This window comes from Nocardia transvalensis (assembly GCF_015477765.1).
GTDB lineage: Bacteria > Actinomycetota > Actinomycetes > Mycobacteriales > Mycobacteriaceae > Nocardia > Nocardia transvalensis_A.
In genome coordinates, this window is sequence record NZ_JADLQQ010000012.1 from 185707 (window position 1) to 204516 (window position 18810).

The following is an 18810-nucleotide window of genomic DNA, read 5'->3' on the forward strand; positions in this document are numbered from 1 at the left end:
TCAGGAGGCGGGGTAGAGGTACCGGTCGGCGGGCCTGGTGGGTTGCATCAGCCAGGCGTCGAAGAAATCCGCGAGGTTGCGGCCGGAGCGCTGCTCGACGAACTTCTCGAAATCGGGCAGCGTGTTGTTGCCGTTGCGGTGGCTCTGCACCCAATCCTTGATGGCCGGGAAGAACACCTCGTCGCCGATGGTGCGGCGCAGCGCGTGCAGGAACAGCGGGCCGCGGTCGTAGACGGAGGTGAATTCGTTGCCGGGGCCGGGGTTGCCGGGCGGGATCTGCCAGTGCTCGGGACGTCTGGTGTCGATCTTGTCGAGGGCCGTCCGGTAGAGGTCGTCGGGGTTCGCGCCCTCCTTGCGCTCGGGCCACAGGAAGTCCTCGGTGTAGCTGGCGAAGCATTCGTTCATGCAGATGTCGGACCAGCGGGTGATCGACATCGAATCGCCCCACCACTGGTGTGCGTTCTCGTGCACCACGACGTCGAGCTTCTTCGCCCACCCCGCATACACCGGCCGCGACTGCGTCTCCAGGGAGAACTTGATGTCGTTGGACATGTACGTGCCGCCACCGGCCTCGAACGGGTAAGGGCCGTACAGATCTTCGAGGAAGTCCAGGATCTCGGGCAGGCGCTGCTCCAGATGCCGCCGATCCTCCATCCCCGGCGCGAACGCACTGATCAAGGGGGTGCCGTTGGCGCGCTGCTGGTCGAGATAGGTGAACTTATCGATGGCGACAGTGGACAGGTAGCTGATCATCGGCGTGTTCATCCGCCACGTCACGGTGCGCCGGTCGCCGGTCACCTCGTCCTGCGTGCGGACGCCGTTGGACACCACGTCCCATTCCTGGGGAACAGTGGTGTGAATGGTGTAGGTGGCCTTGTCGGTCGGTGTGTCGTTGACCGGGTACCACAGCGGTGCCCCGTGCGGCTGACCGGAGACGAATGCGCCGCCGTCCGGGGTGTAGTAGAAGCCTTCGTCGGATTCCGTGCGCGCACCGGAGTAGTCCACGACGACCGTGAACGGCAGCAGGGGCAGCAGGGGTACCGCGGGGGTGATGGTCAGCTCGTGGTCGTCGTTGCGATCGAACCTCGCGGGCATGCCGTTGACGCTGACGCCGGTCACGTCGGGCCCCTTGTAGTCCAGATTGAAGGCCGTCAGCAGCTGAGTGGCCTTGGCCGTGATGGTCGCCTTGCCGGTCAGCGTGTGCGTCGGCGGGTCGTAATCGATGGCGAGATCGTAGTTGTCGACGTCGTAGCCGCCGTTGCCGTCCATCGGGTAATACGGGTCGCCGAGGCCGGGGGAGCCCACGGTGGGGTTGGCGATGCCCGCGGAGCCGGTGGGTGGTTCGGCGCCGGCCGTCGCGATCGGACCGCACACCAGCGCGGCGGCGATCACCAGACACGTTTGCCGACGCAGGTTTCGGCCGGACTTCCGAGTGATGACCATCCTGTGGATCCTCCCCCGCGGCATACGGAATATTTCCGATCGAAAGCTTAACTCGCCTCAACTACTTCGGCATCTCGAATTGCGTTGCCGGACCGGGGAAAACACGAACGGCCCGCCGAACCCTTTGTCGCACAAGCGATATCGGGTCCGACGGGCCGAACGTCGGGGAGCCTCAGCCCTTGTGGGACTTCACGGCCTCGGTCAGCTGCGGGGCGACGTTGAACAGGTCGCCCACGATGCCGTAGTCGCTGATCTCGAAGATCGGCGCCTCTTCGTCCTTGTTGACGGCGACGATGGTCTTCGAGGTCTGCATGCCCGCGCGGTGCTGGATGGCGCCGGAGATGCCCAGCGCGATGTACAGCTGCGGGGAGACCGTCTTACCGGTCTGGCCGACCTGGAACTGGCCCGGGTAGTAGCCCGAGTCGACGGCGGCACGCGAGGCGCCGACCGCGGCACCCAGCGCGTCGGCCAGCGGCTCGACGACCTTGTGGAAGTTGTCCTCGCTGCCGACACCGCGGCCACCGGAGACCACGATGGTGGCCTCGGTGAGCTCCGGGCGGTCGCCGCCGACGACGGGCTCGCGGGAGGTCACCTTGGTGACGCCCTCTTCCTGAGCCGGAACCTCGACGGTCACCTTCTCGCCGGCGCCCTGCTGCGGCTGGGCCTCGATGGCGCCCGGGCGCACCGAGATCACCGGCACGTCGCCGGTGGCCTTGGCGTCGACGGTGAACGCGCCACCGAAGATGGAGTGCACGACCGAGCCGTCGCCGTTGATCGCGATGACGTCGACCAGCAGACCGGAGCCGATGCGCGCGGCGAGGCGGCCCGACACCTCCTTGCCCTCGGCCGAGGCGGCCACCAGAACTGCTGCGGGCGAAACGGATTCGACGAGACCGGCGAGCACGTCGACCTTCGGCGTCACCAGGAACGCCTCGGTGTCCTCGGATTCGGCGACGTAGATCTTCTCGGCGCCGGCCGCGGTCAGCGCGTCGGCCAGCTTGTCGGCGGTGCCGGGCGCGCCGAGCACGACGGCGGCCGGGGTGCCCAGGGTGCGGGCGGCGGTCAGCAGTTCGGTGGTGACCTTCTTGGGCGCACCTTCGGCGTGCTCCACGAGCACAAGTACTTCTGCCATTTTTCTATCTCCTGAAGTGTGTTGGCTCGGGGGCGGAAATCAGATGATCTTCTGGCCGATGAGGTACTGGGCGATCTGCTGGCCGCCCTCGCCCTCGTCGACGATCTTCTCGCCCGCCGTGCGCGGCGGCTTCGGGGTGACACCGGTGACCGCGGAGCCCGCGTTGCCCACACCGACGGTCGACGGGTCGATGCCCAGATCGGCCAGGGTGAAGGTCTGCACTTCCTTCTTCTTGGCGGCCATGATGCCCTTGAAGGACGGGAAGCGCGGCTCGTTGATCTTCTCGTTCACCGAGACGATGGCCGGCAGGGTGGCCTCGAGCTTGAACACGCCCTCGTCGGTCTCGCGCTCGCCGGTCACCTTGTCGCCGTCCACGGTCAGCTTGCGCAGGTGCGTCAGCTGCGGGATGCCCAGGTACTCGGCGATGATGGCGGGCACGGCACCGGCCCGGCCGTCGGTGGACTCGTTGCCGGCGATGACCAGCTCCACACCCTCGATCTGGCCCAGCGCGCCGGCCAGGACCCACGCGGTCTGCACGGCGTCGGAGCCGTGGATCGCGGCGTCGTTCACATGGATGGCCTTGTCGGCACCCATGGACAGGGCCTTGCGGATGGCCTCGGTGGCCCGATCCGGACCCATCGCGAGCACGGTGACCTCGCCGCCCTGGGCCTCCTTGATCAGCAGGGCCTCTTCGACGGCACGCTCGTTGATCTCGTCCAGAATCGCATCGGCGGCTTCCCGGTCCAGGGTGTAGTCACCGTCGGTCAGCTTGCGCTCGGACCAGGTGTCGGGAACCTGCTTGATCAGTACGACGATGTTCGGCATTGGTCTTCGTCGACCTCCTGTTCTGATGGCACGTGAGGTGGGGTCGCACGATCGGGCCGTACGTCCACGAATAGCTCGGCACGGACATTACCCTACGTTAAGTTACTCATGGGTAACTTACGGTGTGATGTTCTGCATCACCACTCCGAGTCCTGGTGTGATAGTGCCAACCGCTAACGTCGGGTGAATGAGTGAGGCCGTTTACTCCCTTCCCGCGGGGGAGTCCGCTCCCGTGGAACCGCTGCCGCTGACCGGCGAGCGGACGGTGCCGGGCATTGCGGAGGAGAACTACTGGTTCCGCCGTCACGAGATCGTCTACGCGCGGCTGCTCGAGCGCTGCGCGGGCCGGGTGGTGCTGGAGGCCGGCTCGGGGGAAGGCTACGGCGCCAACATGATCGCCGGTGTGGCCGAGCGGGTGATCGGGCTGGATTACGACGCGAGCGCGGTCGAGCATGTGCGCGCGGCCTATCCGCGGGTGGAGATGGTTATGGGGAACCTTGCGGATCTGCCCGTCGACGACGGCTCGGTCGATGTCGTGGTCAATTTCCAGGTCATCGAACATCTCTGGGACCAGGCGCAGTTCCTGCGGGAGTGCCTGCGCGTGCTGCGGCCGGGCGGTGAGCTGCTCATCAGCACCCCGAATCGGATCACCTTCTCGCCGGGGCGGGATACGCCGTTGAATCCCTTCCACACCCGGGAACTGAACGCCGCGGAGCTGTCGGAACTGTTGGTGGCGGCCGGATTCGAGGTCGAGGTGATGACCGGCGTGCATCACGGCCCGGAACTGGTTGCGCTGGACGCCAAGTGGGGTGGGTCGATCATCGACGCGCAGATCCAGCGCGCGCTGGCCGGTGAGCCGTGGCCCGCGGAGCTGGCCGCCGACGTCGCCGCCGTGCGCACCGACGATTTCGCGCTGCGGGCCGAGGATATCGACGCGAGCCTCGATCTGGTCGCGGTCGCGGTGAAGCCGCGAGAACGGTGAAGTCTTGAGCGCCAACGCTGTTCCCGGTCAGTTCACCCTGGTGCTGCATTCCCATCTGCCGTGGCTGGCCCATCACGGCCGCTGGCCGGTCGGTGAGGAATGGCTCTATCAATCCTGGGCGGCCTCTTATCTTCCGGTCGCGCAGGTGCTGAAAACCCTGGCCGCCGAGGGCCGTTCACATCTGCTGAGCTTCGGTATCACCCCGGTGCTGGCCGCGCAGCTCGACGATCCGCACTGCCTGGCCGGGATGCATCACTGGCTGGGCAACTGGCAGCTGCGCGCCGACGAGGCGGCGGTGTCGGGCAACCTCGCGCTGGGCCGCTACGAACATCGGCTGGCCACCGCGGCGCTGGCCGATTTCGAGCGGCACTGGCGGCACGGCGGATCGCCGGTGTGGCGGGAGCTGATCGACGCCGGGGCCCTCGAGCTGCTGGGCGGGCCGCTGGCGCATCCGTTCCAGCCTTTGCTGGATGCGCGGCTGCGATCGTTCGAACTCACCGAGGGGCTGGCCGATGCCCGGCACCGATGGGGCCACACCCCCTCCGGTATCTGGGCGCCCGAATGCGGATTCACCCCGGGCATGGAAACCGGTTATGCGGCAGCGGGTGTGACGCATTTCATGGTCGACGGTCCCGCCCTGCGCGGCGACACCACGCTGGGGCGGCCGGTGTGGGACTCCGATGTGGTCGCCTTCGGGCGAGATCTGCAGGTCAGCTACAGGGTGTGGTCGCCGAAATCCGGCTATCCGGGCCACGCTCACTACCGCGACTTCCATCACTACGACCACGACACCGGCCTCAAACCGGCACGGGTCACCGGCAAGCAGGTCGCGGGACCCGACAAGGCCCCTTACGACCCGGATTTGGCCGCCGCGGCGGTCCGCCGCGATGTCGACGACTTCGTCCGGACCGTGCGGGAGCGACTGATCGGCGAATCCGAGCGCATCGGGCGGCCCGCGCTGGTGGTGGCCGCGTTCGACACCGAACTGTTCGGGCACTGGTGGCACGAGGGCCCGCAGTGGCTCGAGCAGGTGCTGCGGGCGCTGCCCGAGGCCGGGGTCACCGTCGGCACCCTCGCCGACGCCCGCGAGCGGGGCTACGTGGGGGAATCGGTGCAGCTCGCGGACTCCTCCTGGGGTTCGGGCAAGGACTGGCGGGTCTGGGCCGGAGAGCAGGTGTCCGATCTCGTGGAGCTCAATGCCGACATCGTGCGCCTGACGCTGGACACCCTGGACAAGATGCGCGCCCAGACCGGGGGCGGCGGGGTGCGCGACCGGGTCGCCGACCAATTGCTGCGCGAGGCGATCCTCACCGTGTCCAGTGATTGGGCCTTCATGGTCAGCAAGGACTCGGCCGCCGGTTACGCTCGCGACCGCGCCCATGAGCACGCCCATGCCGTCCGGGAGATCGCCGGTGCCGTCGCTGCGGGCCAACTCGCCAAAGCCGGGCAGTTGGCGGCAGGATGGTACGCGGCCGACGGACTGTTTCCGGCCCTTGACGCACGACGGCTCGGGCGGGAGAGCGGCGATAGCCCTGCCACCGGCGGGAGCGACGGACCCGGAGGAGGCAGCTTGCGTAACCACGTAGGGGACCGCGGACGCCGCATCCAACACTGAAGGACCCGCATGAAGATATTGATGGTGTCGTGGGAGTACCCACCGGTCGTGGTCGGCGGGCTGGGTCGGCATGTGCATCACCTGGCCACCGAACTGGCCCACGCGGGGCACGAGGTGGTCGTGCTGGCGCGCCGCCCCATGGGTACCGATGCCACGACCCATCCCACGCACACTTTCATCGAGGACCGGGTGCTGGTGGTCGCCGTCGCCGAGGATCCGCCGTGCTTCGACTTCGGCGAGGACATGCTGGCGTGGACGCTGGCCATGGGGCACGCGATGGTGCGGGCGGGTATCGCACTGAGCAAGCCGGGTATCGCCGACGGTTGGACGCCGGATGTGGTGCACGCCCACGACTGGCTGGTCGCGCATCCGGCGATCGCCCTGGCCGAGCATTACGACGTTCCGCTGGTGTCGACGATTCACGCCACCGAGGCCGGGCGGCACAGCGGCTGGGTGTCCGGGCGGGTGAACCGGCAGGTGCATTCGGTCGAATGGTGGTTGGCGCGCGAATCCGATGCGCTCATCACGTGTTCGACGTCCATGCAGGACGAGGTCGAGCGGCTCTACGGTCCCGAGCTGGTGCCGGTGACGGTGATCCGCAACGGAATCGACGTGGGGGCGTGGGCTTTTCGGGAACGGGTCCGGCGTTCGGGTCCGCCGCGGCTGTTGTATGTGGGCCGATTGGAATACGAGAAGGGCGTGCAGGACGCCATTGCCGCGCTGCCGCGAATCCGGCGGGCGTATCCGGGCACGACGCTCACCGTCGCCGGTGTCGGCACCCAGTTCGAGTGGCTGCGTGAGCGTGCCCGCGTCCACCGGGTGGCGCGGGCGGTGAATTTCGTCGGCCGCCTCGACCATGCCGAACTGCTGGGCTGGCTGCACGGCGCCGATGCGATCGTGCTGCCCAGCCGCTACGAACCGTTCGGCATCGTGGCCCTCGAAGCCGCCGCCGCCGGAACGCCTTTGGTGACCTCCACCGCAGGCGGCCTCGGCGAACTGGTGATCGACGGTGTCACCGGCGCCTCCTTCGCGCCCGCCGACGTGAACGGTCTGGTCGACGCGGTCGACGCGGTCCTCGCCGACCCCGTCGCCGCGCAGGCCCGCGCCTACGCCGCCCGCGAACGCCTCACCGCCGACTTCTCCTGGGACGTCGTCGCCGCCGAGACCATCCAGGTCTACCAGGCCGCCAAGCGCCGTGTCCGCAATCCCCTCGGCCGCCCCTCCATCGTGGATCGTCCCCTGCCCGAACGGGATCCGAACAACCCGCTGTAGACCGGTGCATCGGCGGCATACCCGCCGCGGCGGCTGGGATAACCTGCGGGTATGGGTGTGCCTACGACGCGGATGTTGGTGTTGGCGGTGGTGCGGTTGCTGCAGCCGGTGCACGGGTACGACGTGCGGCGGGAACTGTTGTCGTGGCGCGCGGACGATTGGGCCAACGTCAAACCAGGGTCGATCTACGGGGCCTTGAAGACACTGCAGCGAGACGGGCTGGTCGCGGTCGAGGGGGTGGGGCAGGACGGGGCGCGGCCGGAGCGGACGACGTACCGGATGACGGCCGAGGGGGAGAAGGTGTTCGGCGATCTGCTGCGCGAGGCGCTGTGGTCGACCGAACAGCCCAAACACCCGTACTACGCGACGGTTTCGTTGCTGCCGTATGCGTCGCGCGACGATGTCATCGCCGCGCTGCGCAGCCGCATCCTGAAGTTCGAGGCCGATCTGATCTTTCTGGAGCGGGAGGTGCAGCAAGTACTCGAAGGCTCCGGCAACCCGCTCGAGGATCGGCCCCATCACGTCGCCGACAACATCCAGCTGGCCGCCGACCACACCCGCGCAGATTTGGAGTGGTCGCGAAATACCTTGCGGCGCATAGAAAGTGGTGAGCTGGATGTGTGGGATGCCGAACCGTACCCGTCGATGGGCCCGAGGCGTCGTGAGCCCGATCCGAACGAGGGTTGGTCGCGGCAGCGTCAACGCATCCGAGCTCGTAAGCCGCGCTAACCATATTCAAGCCTGAATAGTAAAGCTTGATTATTCGAGCCATCGTTCCTACCGTTGTCGGCATGGAAACGATGGCTACGGTTCGTAGCCACACCCGAACCTCGGTGATCCGAGTTCGAGGATTGGCACGGACTTTTCATACGAAGACAGGTCCCGTCGAGGCCGTGAGAGGTATCGACTTCGACGTGGAACAGGGGGAGATCGTCGGCCTGCTGGGCCCCAACGGTGCCGGAAAGACGACCACGCTGCGCATGATCGCGACCCTGCTCGCACCGACCGCGGGCGAGGCGGCGGTTGCCGACGCCGATCTGCGGACCGATCCGCGCACCGTGCGCTCGCGCATCGGCTATGTCGCCCAGGGCGGCGCGACCAATGACGAAGAACCTGTCATCGACCAATTGGTGCTACAGGCAAGGCTTTTCGGGTTGGGCAAGGCCGAAGCTGTTCGCAACGCCGAAGCGCTGCTGACCACCTTGGAACTCGACGGCCTGGGCCGCCGGCGCTGCCGGGAATTGTCCGGTGGGCAACGGCGGCGCGTCGACATCGCCCTCGGCCTGGTGCACCGGCCCGGCCTGATCTATCTCGACGAACCCACCACCGGCCTCGATCCGCAGAGCCGGGCACATCTTTGGGAGCACATCCGCCGACTGCGCGCCGAGGGGACGACAATCGTGCTCACCACCCACTACCTCGAGGAGGCCGACGCGCTGTGCGACCGGATCCTGGTGATGGATCACGGCGTCATCGTCGCCTCGGGCACGCCCGACGAGCTCAAGCAGCGCATCGCGGGTGATGTCATCAGTCTCGAAATCGCCGATGAACAGGCCGATCTGGCGATTCGGGTGGCCGACTCGGTGCTGGAGCTGCGCTCGAAACTGCACGCCGACGGGCTGGTACATCTCACTGTCGACCGCGGCGATGCGGCGGTGGTGCCGCTGCTGCACGCCTTGCACGAAAACGGCGTCAGCCCAGGTTCTCTGACCGTCAAACGACCCAGCCTCGACGACGTGTTCCTCACCGTCACCGGGCGATCCCTGCGGGAGGAGAAATGACGGTCCTGCGCGAGACCGGGCTGGTGTTCTGGTCACAGCTGCGCGCCCAACTGCGCAATCCGGTCTGGGTCGTCATCGGCCTGAGCCAGCCGGTTCTCTACCTGGTGCTGTTCGGTCCGCTGGTGGAGGCGATCGCGCCGTCAATGGGTGCGGGCACCGACCCGTGGAAGGTGCTCACCCCGGCCCTGGTCATCTCGATCGGGCTGTTCGGGGCCGGGTACGCGGGCTTCGGCATGGTCGCCGAGTTACGGTCCGGCGTGCTCGAACGCCAGCGCGTGACCCCCGCCAGCCGCACCGCACTGCTGGTGGGTCGGGTGCTCAAGGATATGGTCGTGCTGATCGTGCAGGCGCTGCTGCTGGTCGCTGTCGCGGTGCTCGCATTCTCCTTGCGCCCCAATCTGATCGGGCTGGTGTCGTCGGTGCTACTGATCTCGGTCATGGCCGCCGGCCTGGCGTCGGGTTCCTACGCGCTGGCGCTGTGGGCGCGGTCGGAGAACACCCTCGCCTCGGTGATGAACAGCCTGTCGTTGCCGATCATGCTGCTGTCGGGCATTCTGCTGCCGATGAGCCTGGGCCCGCAGTGGCTGCGGATCGTGTCCGATATCAACCCGTTCAAACACACCGTCGATGCCGCGCGGGCCCTGTTCCGCGGCGATTTCGGAGCCTCGGAGGTGTATCTCGGCACCGGCCTCACCCTTGCCGTCGCGGTTCTGCTGATCGTGATCGGCGCGCGCAGCTTCGCGCGCGAGAATGCCTGAGCGGCTGCTGGATTCGGTCATCGTGCAGCGGCATGTGCTGCCGCGGTGGCCGATTCCGCCATTTCGACGTCCAGTAGACGGCGCGCTCGGGGGACGACCAGACCCCGGCCGATCAGAAACCACCCACCGACCAGAACGATGAAGGGCAGCTGGGACGCGAGCGAGGATTCCCCCACCCGATCGGCCGGGTAGCTGTAGATCACGACGGTCCGCAGGATCGCATCGGCCAGTAGCACCGCGCCGAGCGAAGCAGTCAGCCCTCGATAGATGGCGCGGAACCGCGCGGATTTGTCCCACAGCCGATCGAAGGCCTCGCCGCGCAGCGGGTCACCGTTCGCCGCAACGGGTTTGAGGGCGACCCGCAGGAACGGCCGCTCGGTCCCGGTGGTGGCCAGCATGAAGGCCCCGGCCACGGCCACATACAGCGAACTGCGCGCGAGCACGAACCGGGCATCCCCGCTGATCGAGGTCACCACGATGCTCACCACCACCTCCAGCAGGACCAGGACGGCGAAACCGTCGATGGCCTGTGCGGTGCCGCCGTGTCGCCGGAACAGATCCGCGACCACGATCACCCCGGCGGCGACCGCACCGGCGACCATGCTCACGGTGTCACCGCACCCGGCGGCGTGGCAGGCCAGCAGGGCCGCGGTGGGCACCAGTGCGGCGGTCAGGGCAATGCGCCACCGGAAGTCGCCCGTGTCGATCCGGCCGCCGATCGCCTTCGCCGCGAGCAGCGTCCCGCCGATGGCCAGGCGCAGTGCGGCGGGGAGTCCGGTGGGTGCGAGCAGGGCGTACACGGCGGTCGGTAGCAGCAGGTCGACCGCGAAATTGGCCACGGCGGCCCCAACCCAGATGATCTTGGTCCGCTTGTCGATGTCCGGCATGGTTCCCCATTCACAAACGCTTAGTAGATGAGTATCTTAGTGACTAAGATAGTTAGAGGCTAAGGTAGGTTGGGGTTATGACGCAAGAGGGTCCGGCCGAGGGGACCGCGCTCGGTGCCGAGTTCGCGACGGCAATGGTGAACTTTCACGCCGCGACGGGAAAACTGTTGGGGCTCAGCGCTTCCGACCGCAAGTGCATGGATACGCTGCGCCGCCTGGGCCCGGTCACGGCCGGTGCCATCGCCGAACACACCGGCCTGACCACCGGGGCGGTCACCGGTCTGGTCGATCGGCTGGAGAGGGCCGGGTACGCCCGCCGCGTCCGCGATCCGCGCGACCGCCGCAAGGTACTCGTGGAACTCGTTCCGCATGCCGAGGTCGACGCGCTGCTCGGTGCGGTGTTCATCCCCTTCGGGCAGGATATGGCCGCGCTCAACGAGCGCTACAGCTCCGAGGAGCTGAAGGCGATCCACGACTGGGTGCGACGCACCACCGACATCCTCGTGGCCCACACCCGGCGCATCAGCGATCCGGATTTCAGGGAGGCGGTGCTGCGCGGCCAATGAGCTGCGCAAAAGTGTGCGGCACGGAAACTGGGCGAACCTGGCGCATCGGCTCGGTGAACGTTGCGTGTGACGGGCGTCTCGTTCACCCGACTGGCATCGGCTCGACACTCGATGGTCGCCCCGGGGCCGATTGCGACTGGCTTCATCAGGACATGACTACTACGTCAGTGCTGACAGCGGCCGGTAGGGCCGACGCCGGGGTGGGTCGGCCGCAGTACTCCCTGGTGGTGTCGTCGGATCGCGAACACCGCACGGCAGCCCAGCGGCTGCGCTACCAGGTATTCGCCGCCGAGCCCGGCTTCCGCATCCCCTCGAGCGACGACGGTCTCGACGCCGACCGGTTCGACGAGCACTGCGATCACCTGCTGGTCCGCGACGAGCTGACCGAGCAGTTCGTCGGCTGCTACCGGATGCTGCCGCCGGACAAGGTCGCCGCGGCGGGCGGCTACTACACCGCCACCGAATTCGACCTCACCGCCATGGATCCCGCGGGTCGCCGGATCGTGGAGATGGGCCGCGCCTGCGTCGTGCCCGATCATCGCAACGGTTCGGTTCTGACGCTGATGTGGGCGGGCATCCTGCACTACATCCAGCTCACCGGCTACGACTGGGTGATGGGGTGCGTATCGGTGCCGATGCAGGAGGCAGCCGACGACCCGGTCGGAGTGAACGTACGCGGTGTGCGCGATCTGTTGTTGACCAAGCACGGCAGCGATCCGGCGCAGCGGGTGATACCGCACAACCCGGTCGTCGTGGACGGTCGCACCCTGGACGAACTGGAACCGCCTGCGCGGCCGAAGCTTCCGCCGCTGCTGCGTGGATACCTGCGGCTGAACGCGGAGATCTGCGGTGAACCCGCCCATGATCCCGACTTCGGGGTGGCGGATTTCGTTGCGCTGCTGGGTCTGGAGACCATCAACACCCGCTACCTGGAGCGGTTGCAAAGCGCCGCAGCCACATTCGACGGAAGGTGACCACGATGCCGGCGCTGTTGTCACCCACCGAGTCGCTGGCGTGCCCGCCGGCTGCGGCCGTGCACGCCTGGATGCCGTCGAGTCCGTGCGGGCCCAGCTGCGTCGAAATCGCTGATGCGGCAGGGACATTGCGCGTGACGGCCCGGGTTGCCGGAGTTGTCGGTCTGCTGGCGGCCTTCCCGGTGGTGAATCTCGTGACGCCGCGGGGTCGCCGGGAGCAGTTGCACCGTCGTTACGCCCGCGCCGCGCTGCGCTGTTGCGGCGTGCGGTTGCGGGTCGTCGATCATCGTGCCGCCGAGGTAGCATCGTCCGACGAGCCGACTCCGGGAGCGGGTTCCGGTCTACTCGTGGTGGCCGGGCACGTCGGCTGGACCGACGTGCTGGCACTGGCGGCGGTGCACCCCATGGGTTTCGTGGCCCGCGCCGATCTGATCGACTGGCCCGTGCTGGGTGGGCTGGCTCGGCTCATGCGCGTGATCCCGATCGAGCGCGAACGCCTGCGGCAGCTGCCCGAGGTGATCGCCACCATGGCAGAGCGCCTGGCGGCGGGGGAGCGGGTCGGCGTGTTCCCCGAGGGCACCACCTGGTGTGGTCGCGCCCACGGCCGCCTGCGCCCGGCACTGTTCCAGGCCGCCGTCGACACCGGCGCGCCCGTCCAGCCGATCCGGGTGCGCTATCTGGATCGCGACGGCGAACTGTCGACGGTCCCCGGCTTCGTCGGCGTGGACACCTTTCTCGACTCGGCCCGGCGCGTGCTGCGCTCGAAGGGCGTCGTGGCCGAGGTGACGCTGCTACCCCTCGAACGCCCCGGCCCCGACCGTCACGACCTGGCCCACCGCTGCGAACAAGCCATGCGCGGCGAAGAGATCGTCGACATCGACGCCCACGCCACGGCGTTCGGCACCGGCCCCACGCGCGAGATCGTGCCGGACAGCACCCACCGCAACAGCGCCCCCGCCACAGCCATCTGAATCGCTTCCGCCCGTACCCTTTCCGTCACTTCGCAGCGTGCGAGGAGCCGGAAACAGTGCGGCCGGGCCTATCTCAGGCGCAGGCGCATCGACGGGTCGGCGGTCGGCCTGAAGCCGAGCGCCGTGTAGAGCGGCGCGCCGTGCTGCGAGGCGTGCAGGTCCACCACGCCGACCTCGCGGCGGCGGAACCAGTCCAGCAGCGCGACCACGCAGGCGCGGGAGTAACCGCGCCGCCGATGCGCTTGCTCGGTGGCCACATTGAACAGATACCCGAGCGTGCCCGACGGATTGCTCGGCGAACTCAGCAGGTGTTCGACCACACCGACCGCGCACGCGGCCAGCGCACCGGGCTCGCCCGGCCGATCGACGACGAATGCCGCCATCGACCCGTCCGGATCGGCCAGCCGCTTACGCAGAGTCTGCGCGGCGTGTTCGCGCCAGCCGTGCTCATTGCCGATCCGTCCGTCCAGCGCTTCGATCATCACCGCCCGCAGCCGCACCAACTCCGCCGCATCCGCCGCCACCGCCTGCCGTGCCCGCACCATGATCGCGACCTTAGCGACGGCAGATCCCGCCCGCGACGGCTTTTCGGCGGGTTCGACATCGTGCTGTCCAGGGTGTGGATCCGGCCCGAAGACCCGATCATTATTTGACTTGTGATTACAGAATATCTACCGTCGACCGCATGGCGCGGACGAAGAGCTTCGACCCCGATGACGCGGTCGCCAAGGCGATGGAGGTGTTCTGGCGCAAGGGATACGGTCGGACGACCCCGCAGAATCTGGTGGATGCGATCGGTATCGGCCGGGGCAGTCTGTACAACGCGTTCGCGGGTAAGCGTGACTTGTTCGAGCGTGCGCTGCGCCGGTATCAGGCGCAGGAAACGGTGCGGTTGATCGATCTGCTCGACGGGCCCGGTTCGCCGCGGGAGCGGGTGCGTGCGGCGCTGACCATGGTGCTCGATGCGGCCTGCGCGGATACCGAACGCCGCGGATGCCTGGCCACGAATACCGCGGTCGAACTGGGCGGCGACGATGAAACGGTCGATCTGCTCGTGCGGCGCATCTTCGATCGGCAGCACGACGCCTTCCGGGGTGCCATCGAGGAGGGGCAGCGCGCCGGGGAGTTCGGCAGGGACCTCGATCCGCAGGCCGCGGCCACCTTCCTGCTCGCGACCATCAACGGAATGCGGGTGCTCGCCAAGGCCGACCCCCGCCCGGCCCGGCTCGCCGGACTGGTCGAAACAGCAATGCGCGCACTGTAATCCGGCTCAGGTCAGCGAACAGTCGGCAGAGGGCAGGCAATGCTGTCGTGAATTTGTAACTGTAGTTCAATAAAGGGAGTAGCGTGGATCTGCACCTCACCGGCAAGACCGCCGTCGTCACCGGAGCGAGCAAAGGTATCGGCCTGGAGATCGTCCGGGCACTCACCGCCGAAGGCGTGCGCGTCGTCGCCGCGGCACGCACCATCACCCCCGAACTCCGCGAACTGGACGGCCTTTCCACCGCGGTGACCGTCGATCTGGCCACCCCGGACGGCGCCGCATTCCTGGTCGAACGCGCCACCGAGATCCTCGGCGAACTCGACATCCTGATCAACAATGTCGGCGGCGTCGTCCCCGGCAGCGCGGACGCGGGCGGCTTCCTCGAGATCGCCGACGACGCCTGGCAGCGCACCTACGAACTCAACCTGTTCGGCACCGTCCGGGTCACTCGCCGCGCCCTGCCCAGCCTGCTCCGGCGGCGCGGCGTGATCATCAACATCTCGTCCATCGGCGCCCGCGCCGCCTACCATCCCGTCGACTACGGCACTGCGAAAGCCGCGCTGAACAATCTCACCAAGGCGCTTGCCGAAGAGTTCGGCGCACAGGGCCTGCGCGCACTCACGGTCTCTCCCGGCCCCACCCGCACCCGCAACTGGTCTGCCCCCGACGGCTACGCCGCCGACGTCGCCGCCCAAAACGGCCTCACACTCGACGAGTTCCTCGCCCAGGCCCCTGCCCAGATGGGCATCACCACCGGCCGATTCACCGAACCGCACGAGACCGCGGCATTGGTCACCTTCCTGGCCTCACCCGTGTCCGGAAACCTCACCGGCGCAGATTATTTGGCCGACGGCGGAGCGATCAAGACGGTCTAGCCCTCCGCGCCGCCGGGATGCTGTAGGCACAGGGACCGGCGGCCGCTGCCAGAGCTCGACGCAGGTCATTGCGGGCCGGTGGCCCGGCGGTGCGTTATGGTCGGCTCTCTAGGGGTATGCCAGCCGAGTGCTCACCTGAAGTGCGGTATCAGGGAGGAATTGTGGACATTACCGAGCTGATCCTCGATGACCACCATGAGCAGCGCCGGCTGTTCGCGATCCTGGAGCAGGTCGATCGCACGGAGACCGGGGCGCTTTCCGCGGTCTGGGACAGGCTGGCGGCCTTCCTCGAGCTACACGCGCAGGCGGAGGAGGAGATCTTCTATCCCGCGCTGCTGCAGGTGGGGATCGCGGCCCGGCGCGCGGCCGGGGTGGAGGACGAGACGCTCGACGCCATCCACGACCACAACGAGATCAGGGACGCGATCGCCGAGGTGGCGCGTCATCGGGTCGGCTCCGACGAGTGGTACGCGGCCGTCGCGGCGGCGAACGCGGCCAACAGCGATCACATGGCCGAGGAAGAGCGCGAGGGCCTTACCGACTTCCGCCGCCTGGCCGGGCTGCCGCGCCGCCATCAGCTGGCCGTCGCCTTCGCCGCCTACGAGGCGAGAAACTACGCAGGCGTCGAGCCCGTCGACAAGGATCCGGTCGGCTATGTCCGCGAGGCGGAAGAGGGCCTGCGGCCTGCCCCCAGTGGATCGCTGAGCGTCGGCAGTTTGAAGAAGAACTGACCAGGTCACGGCGTCGGCTTGTGTCCTGATTGCGCCGAGTCGCGTTGCGCGGCGATCCGGCGACCGATCTCGTCCCACGACAGCGGCAACTCGTCCACCGGTGCGTCGAAGAACACGAAGGTGGCTTCCCGCATGACCTTTCGCTTGCGCTCGACGGTCGACCTGTGCGGCTCTGCCCCCGCATAGGCGTAGATGGCCGCCTTGTCGGTCCACGCCGAATAGGTCCAGAACGTGCCCTTCAGCATCTCCGCCTTCAAGGCCACCCCCAGCACTCCCGGCGAGCGGCGGGCCTGCCGCCACAGCGCCAGTGAAGCGATGAGAAAGCCGGGCGCGCTGAGCAGCGACCGGACCTCGAGCCGGGAGGCCATGCAGTGAACCTCGGGCGTGGTGGGCGTGCCGACTGTGATCCATGGAAGCGTGGGCATGGGCGGTTCTTTCGATCAGGAGGGCGACGGCGGACGCCGATGCCCCACCATATTCCACAGTGGGATATAACTTGTCAACGGCAAGATCGCCCGCGTCAGAAGATTTGGCCCTCCGGTTCGTCTACGACCCGGAGCCAGTTCGGCGCAGTCGCCCGTAGTGGCGTTCGAGATAGTTTCGGTAGGTGTCGTCATCGGCATCCGTGCCGATCGCGCTGGACGACCATGGAATCGGGCACGGGCCCGAATGCACAGGGTCGGGACACAACAAGCGCGTGAGTTCGTCGAGCACCTGCTCGGCCCGGTCCTTCTCCGCAAGAACACCAGCCCGCAGTTCGAACACCGATCGACCGTCGGGGTCCATGCCGGGATGTTCGGTGCGCCATTGTGACGGTAGCTCGTCGTAGAGCTGGGCGACCGACATCGGTTCGACGGGCTCGTCGTGCTCGATGCCCGGTTCGGTCTCCGCGTCGGCGTCGAACCCGTCGATCATCCAGTTCGACAATCGGCGCCCGAGCAAGTCTCGGGCCTTTTCCAGTAGGTGGCGCAGCTCGTCATCGGTGGCGTACACACCTAGCCGCAACTCCCAGAGCTCCGGACCTGCGATCATCGATACTCCTCTCGCAGATGGGGTTTACAGCACTCGGCCGCAACTGTTGGCGGAAGCGATCTACAAGGCATGAGTTGGTAGAACCCATAGGGTGAACAACTTCTATCACCTGTGCTTCGTCGTCCAGGACATCGAGCACGCGACCGAAGATCTCACGCGCGTGTTGGGTGTGAGGTGGAGCCCGGTTCGCGCCGGAAGGCTCGGGGAGTGGGAGTACCGCATCGTCTTCTCGGTCGAGGGGCCACCGTTTTTCGAGGTGATCCAGGGCGACCCCGGCAGTCCGTGGGATGCGACGGGCGGGTCTCGCTTCGACCACATCGGCTACTGGTCCAGCGACGTCACGACGGACAAACGTCGTCTGGAAGAACGGGGTGCTCCGATCGAATTCGACTCCTGTCCCTACGGCCGTTCGTTCACCTATCACCGCATCGACAGCATCGGTGCACGGGTCGAGTTGGTCGATCTCGCGGTCCAAGAGGGGTTCCTCCAGTCCTGGAGTCCCGACGGGGCCCCGATGCCCGCACTCGATCTCGGCGGCCCGCTGTCCGGGGGCACCGGCCCGGCTCTGCGATAAGGGTGAGCATTCAGGGCGATCGATGGATCGCACCCGATAACCGTGTGGGGCGCAATCGTTTCCACACATTTCACCCACGTCCGGCGGTACGCTCCTCACCTCGAGAGAACCCAGGAGAACACATGGTCCGCAAGATTGCCGCCACCGCCGCCATCGCTGCAGCCCTCACCGGAGCGGGCGGCGGGATCGCCTCGGCTGCCACGCCCAGCGCCCCCGAACCCGTTCAGCCCGTCGCTGCCGGCCAAACCCAGGCGATCCCCGGCGGACAGGTCGGCGCCGTCGTCGGCACAGTGGCCGGCGCCGGAGTGGGCGCGGTAGCGGGTGGTGCCTTCGCGTGCATGGTCACGCTGCCCGTATGCCCTGCGGGGGCGATCGTCGGTGTCGGAGTCGGCGCGGTGGCCGGCGGTGCCATCGGAGGCGTCGTCGGCGCGGGCGTCGGCAGCGCGATCGGCGCACAGATCCCCGGCTAGCCCGCAGGCACGAACGGCAGGGCGGTCCACAACTTCTATGGGCCGCCCGCTGTATCACGACTTCTCCGAATGCTTTCCCGACCATGGTGATGTCCGGTGAGCAGCTGCGTTCCGGGCGTTCGAATCGGCCTAATCCTTTGCCCGCCGGTCGAACCGCCAACGAACACAATAGATTTGCTCGGCAGGTAACTGTCGAACCAACCGTACCGGTTGGTAGCAGCTTGCCCTGCCGACGAAATGCGCTGTTGCCCAGCCTGTTCCCGCCTGGCGCGAGCGCGTCGACACTGTATTGCTCATCCCCTCGATACCGCAGCACTGAAGACGGCCGCGCTCGTCGACGATGCACTCGGCGCCACCGCGCCTCGCTCTTATCCGGGCGGAATCGCCCTGGGTGGCGTAGTGTCGAGGCACCGAGACCGCCGAGGTCTTGCAAACAAAGGATGCCCAGTTGTCCGATAAATCTCCGCGTAGCACGATGTCCAAAAAGCAGGGGAAATCCATCAAGGAGAAGCGAGCGGAGAAGAAGGCCAAGGCGGCCGCCGCTCAATCCGGTGTCGAAGCCCTGGAGAACAGGGACAAGAAGCGCAGGTAGACGTACTCCACCGCCGAGGCTCACCTGGCTCGCGGTCGGCCTCCGGAATGCACTGTCATGTTGGAG

The 18810-nt window shown here is 67.4% G+C and carries 21 protein-coding genes; 14 read left to right on the forward strand and 7 right to left on the reverse strand.

The window, feature by feature from the left end; all coding sequences use genetic code 11:
* The 3 genes from IU452_RS31085 to IU452_RS31095 form a co-directional block, all read right to left on the reverse strand.
* Nucleotides 1-1443: a M1 family metallopeptidase gene (locus IU452_RS31085; protein ID WP_195112764.1), complete on the reverse strand. Its 1443-nt coding sequence runs from the start codon at nt 1441-1443 to the stop codon at nt 1-3.
* 172 nt (nt 1444-1615) lie between these two features.
* Nucleotides 1616-2575 carry an electron transfer flavoprotein subunit alpha/FixB family protein gene (locus IU452_RS31090; RefSeq protein WP_195112765.1) on the reverse strand — a complete coding sequence of 320 codons (960 nt, stop codon included), beginning with the start codon at nt 2573-2575 and terminating at the stop codon, nt 1616-1618.
* 39 nt (nt 2576-2614) lie between these two features.
* A complete protein-coding gene (locus IU452_RS31095; protein WP_195112766.1) occupies nt 2615-3400 on the reverse strand; it encodes an electron transfer flavoprotein subunit beta/FixA family protein in 786 nt (261 codons plus the stop codon).
* A gap of 187 nt (nt 3401-3587) precedes the next feature.
* On the opposite strand from IU452_RS31095, the gene IU452_RS31100 reads away from it, so the two are divergent.
* From IU452_RS31100 to IU452_RS31125, 6 genes are all read left to right on the forward strand, one after another.
* The gene (locus IU452_RS31100) at nt 3588-4382 is read left to right on the forward strand and encodes a class I SAM-dependent methyltransferase (protein ID WP_195112767.1); all 795 of its coding nucleotides are present in this window, start codon (nt 3588-3590) and stop codon (nt 4380-4382) included.
* Between the two features lie 4 nt (nt 4383-4386).
* A complete protein-coding gene (locus IU452_RS31105; RefSeq protein WP_195112768.1) occupies nt 4387-5997 on the forward strand; it encodes a glycoside hydrolase family 57 protein in 1611 nt (536 codons plus the stop codon).
* Nucleotides 5998-6006: 9 nt separating this feature from the next.
* Nucleotides 6007-7269 carry a glycosyltransferase family 4 protein gene (locus tag IU452_RS31110; RefSeq protein WP_195112769.1) on the forward strand — a complete coding sequence of 421 codons (1263 nt, stop codon included), beginning with the start codon at nt 6007-6009 and terminating at the stop codon, nt 7267-7269.
* A 51-nt stretch (nt 7270-7320) separates the two neighbouring features.
* A complete protein-coding gene (locus IU452_RS31115; RefSeq protein WP_228819052.1) occupies nt 7321-7998 on the forward strand; it encodes a PadR family transcriptional regulator in 678 nt (225 codons plus the stop codon).
* A 164-nt stretch (nt 7999-8162) separates the two neighbouring features.
* Nucleotides 8163-9050, forward strand: coding sequence for an ATP-binding cassette domain-containing protein (locus IU452_RS31120; RefSeq protein WP_324192927.1), 888 nt, complete (start codon nt 8163-8165; stop codon nt 9048-9050).
* A complete protein-coding gene (locus IU452_RS31125) occupies nt 9047-9808 on the forward strand; it encodes an ABC transporter permease (RefSeq protein WP_195112771.1) in 762 nt (253 codons plus the stop codon). Before IU452_RS31120 ends, IU452_RS31125 begins: the two co-directional genes overlap by 4 nt.
* Before the next feature lie 17 nt (nt 9809-9825).
* On the opposite strand, the gene IU452_RS31130 is transcribed toward IU452_RS31125, so the two are convergent.
* Entirely contained in the window at nt 9826-10695 is an 870-nt protein-coding gene (locus IU452_RS31130) for a VC0807 family protein (RefSeq protein WP_195112772.1), read from the reverse strand.
* 77 nt (nt 10696-10772) lie between these two features.
* Between IU452_RS31130 and IU452_RS31135 the strand changes: the two genes are divergently transcribed.
* From IU452_RS31135 to IU452_RS31145, 3 genes are all read left to right on the forward strand, one after another.
* A complete protein-coding gene (locus tag IU452_RS31135; RefSeq protein WP_195112773.1) occupies nt 10773-11261 on the forward strand; it encodes a MarR family winged helix-turn-helix transcriptional regulator in 489 nt (162 codons plus the stop codon).
* 152 nt (nt 11262-11413) lie between these two features.
* Entirely contained in the window at nt 11414-12235 is an 822-nt protein-coding gene (locus IU452_RS31140; RefSeq protein ID WP_195112774.1) for a GNAT family N-acetyltransferase, read from the forward strand.
* A gap of 5 nt (nt 12236-12240) precedes the next feature.
* The gene (locus IU452_RS31145) at nt 12241-13206 is read left to right on the forward strand and encodes a lysophospholipid acyltransferase family protein (protein WP_228819053.1); all 966 of its coding nucleotides are present in this window, start codon (nt 12241-12243) and stop codon (nt 13204-13206) included.
* 68 nt (nt 13207-13274) lie between these two features.
* Here the strand turns inward: IU452_RS31145 and IU452_RS31150 are convergent, their stop codons facing one another.
* The gene (locus IU452_RS31150; protein WP_195112775.1) at nt 13275-13751 is read right to left on the reverse strand and encodes a GNAT family N-acetyltransferase; all 477 of its coding nucleotides are present in this window, start codon (nt 13749-13751) and stop codon (nt 13275-13277) included.
* 140 nt (nt 13752-13891) lie between these two features.
* Between IU452_RS31150 and IU452_RS31155 the strand changes: the two genes are divergently transcribed.
* The 3 genes from IU452_RS31155 (at nt 13892) to IU452_RS31165 (ending at nt 16076) form a co-directional block, all read left to right on the forward strand.
* Nucleotides 13892-14470, forward strand: coding sequence for a TetR/AcrR family transcriptional regulator (locus IU452_RS31155; protein ID WP_195112776.1), 579 nt, complete (start codon nt 13892-13894; stop codon nt 14468-14470).
* Between the two features lie 83 nt (nt 14471-14553).
* Nucleotides 14554-15345: an SDR family oxidoreductase gene (locus IU452_RS31160; RefSeq protein ID WP_195112777.1), complete on the forward strand. Its 792-nt coding sequence runs from the start codon at nt 14554-14556 to the stop codon at nt 15343-15345.
* 161 nt (nt 15346-15506) lie between these two features.
* The gene (locus IU452_RS31165) at nt 15507-16076 is read left to right on the forward strand and encodes a hemerythrin domain-containing protein (protein ID WP_195112778.1); all 570 of its coding nucleotides are present in this window, start codon (nt 15507-15509) and stop codon (nt 16074-16076) included.
* A gap of 5 nt (nt 16077-16081) precedes the next feature.
* On the opposite strand, the gene IU452_RS31170 is transcribed toward IU452_RS31165, so the two are convergent.
* Both IU452_RS31170 and IU452_RS38640 read right to left on the reverse strand, forming a co-directional pair.
* Nucleotides 16082-16501, reverse strand: coding sequence for a DUF3291 domain-containing protein (locus IU452_RS31170; protein ID WP_195112779.1), 420 nt, complete (start codon nt 16499-16501; stop codon nt 16082-16084).
* Between the two features lie 121 nt (nt 16502-16622).
* A complete protein-coding gene (locus IU452_RS38640; protein ID WP_228819055.1) occupies nt 16623-17108 on the reverse strand; it encodes a hypothetical protein in 486 nt (161 codons plus the stop codon).
* A 91-nt stretch (nt 17109-17199) separates the two neighbouring features.
* Here IU452_RS38640 and IU452_RS31180 point away from each other — a divergent pair, with 91 nt between their 5' ends.
* On the forward strand, nt 17200-17682 hold the full coding sequence (locus tag IU452_RS31180; protein ID WP_195112780.1) for a VOC family protein: 483 nt from the start codon (nt 17200-17202) through the stop codon (nt 17680-17682).
* A gap of 122 nt (nt 17683-17804) precedes the next feature.
* Nucleotides 17805-18152, forward strand: coding sequence for a hypothetical protein (locus IU452_RS31185; RefSeq protein WP_195112781.1), 348 nt, complete (start codon nt 17805-17807; stop codon nt 18150-18152).
* The last annotated feature ends 658 nt before the right edge of the window (nt 18153-18810 follow it).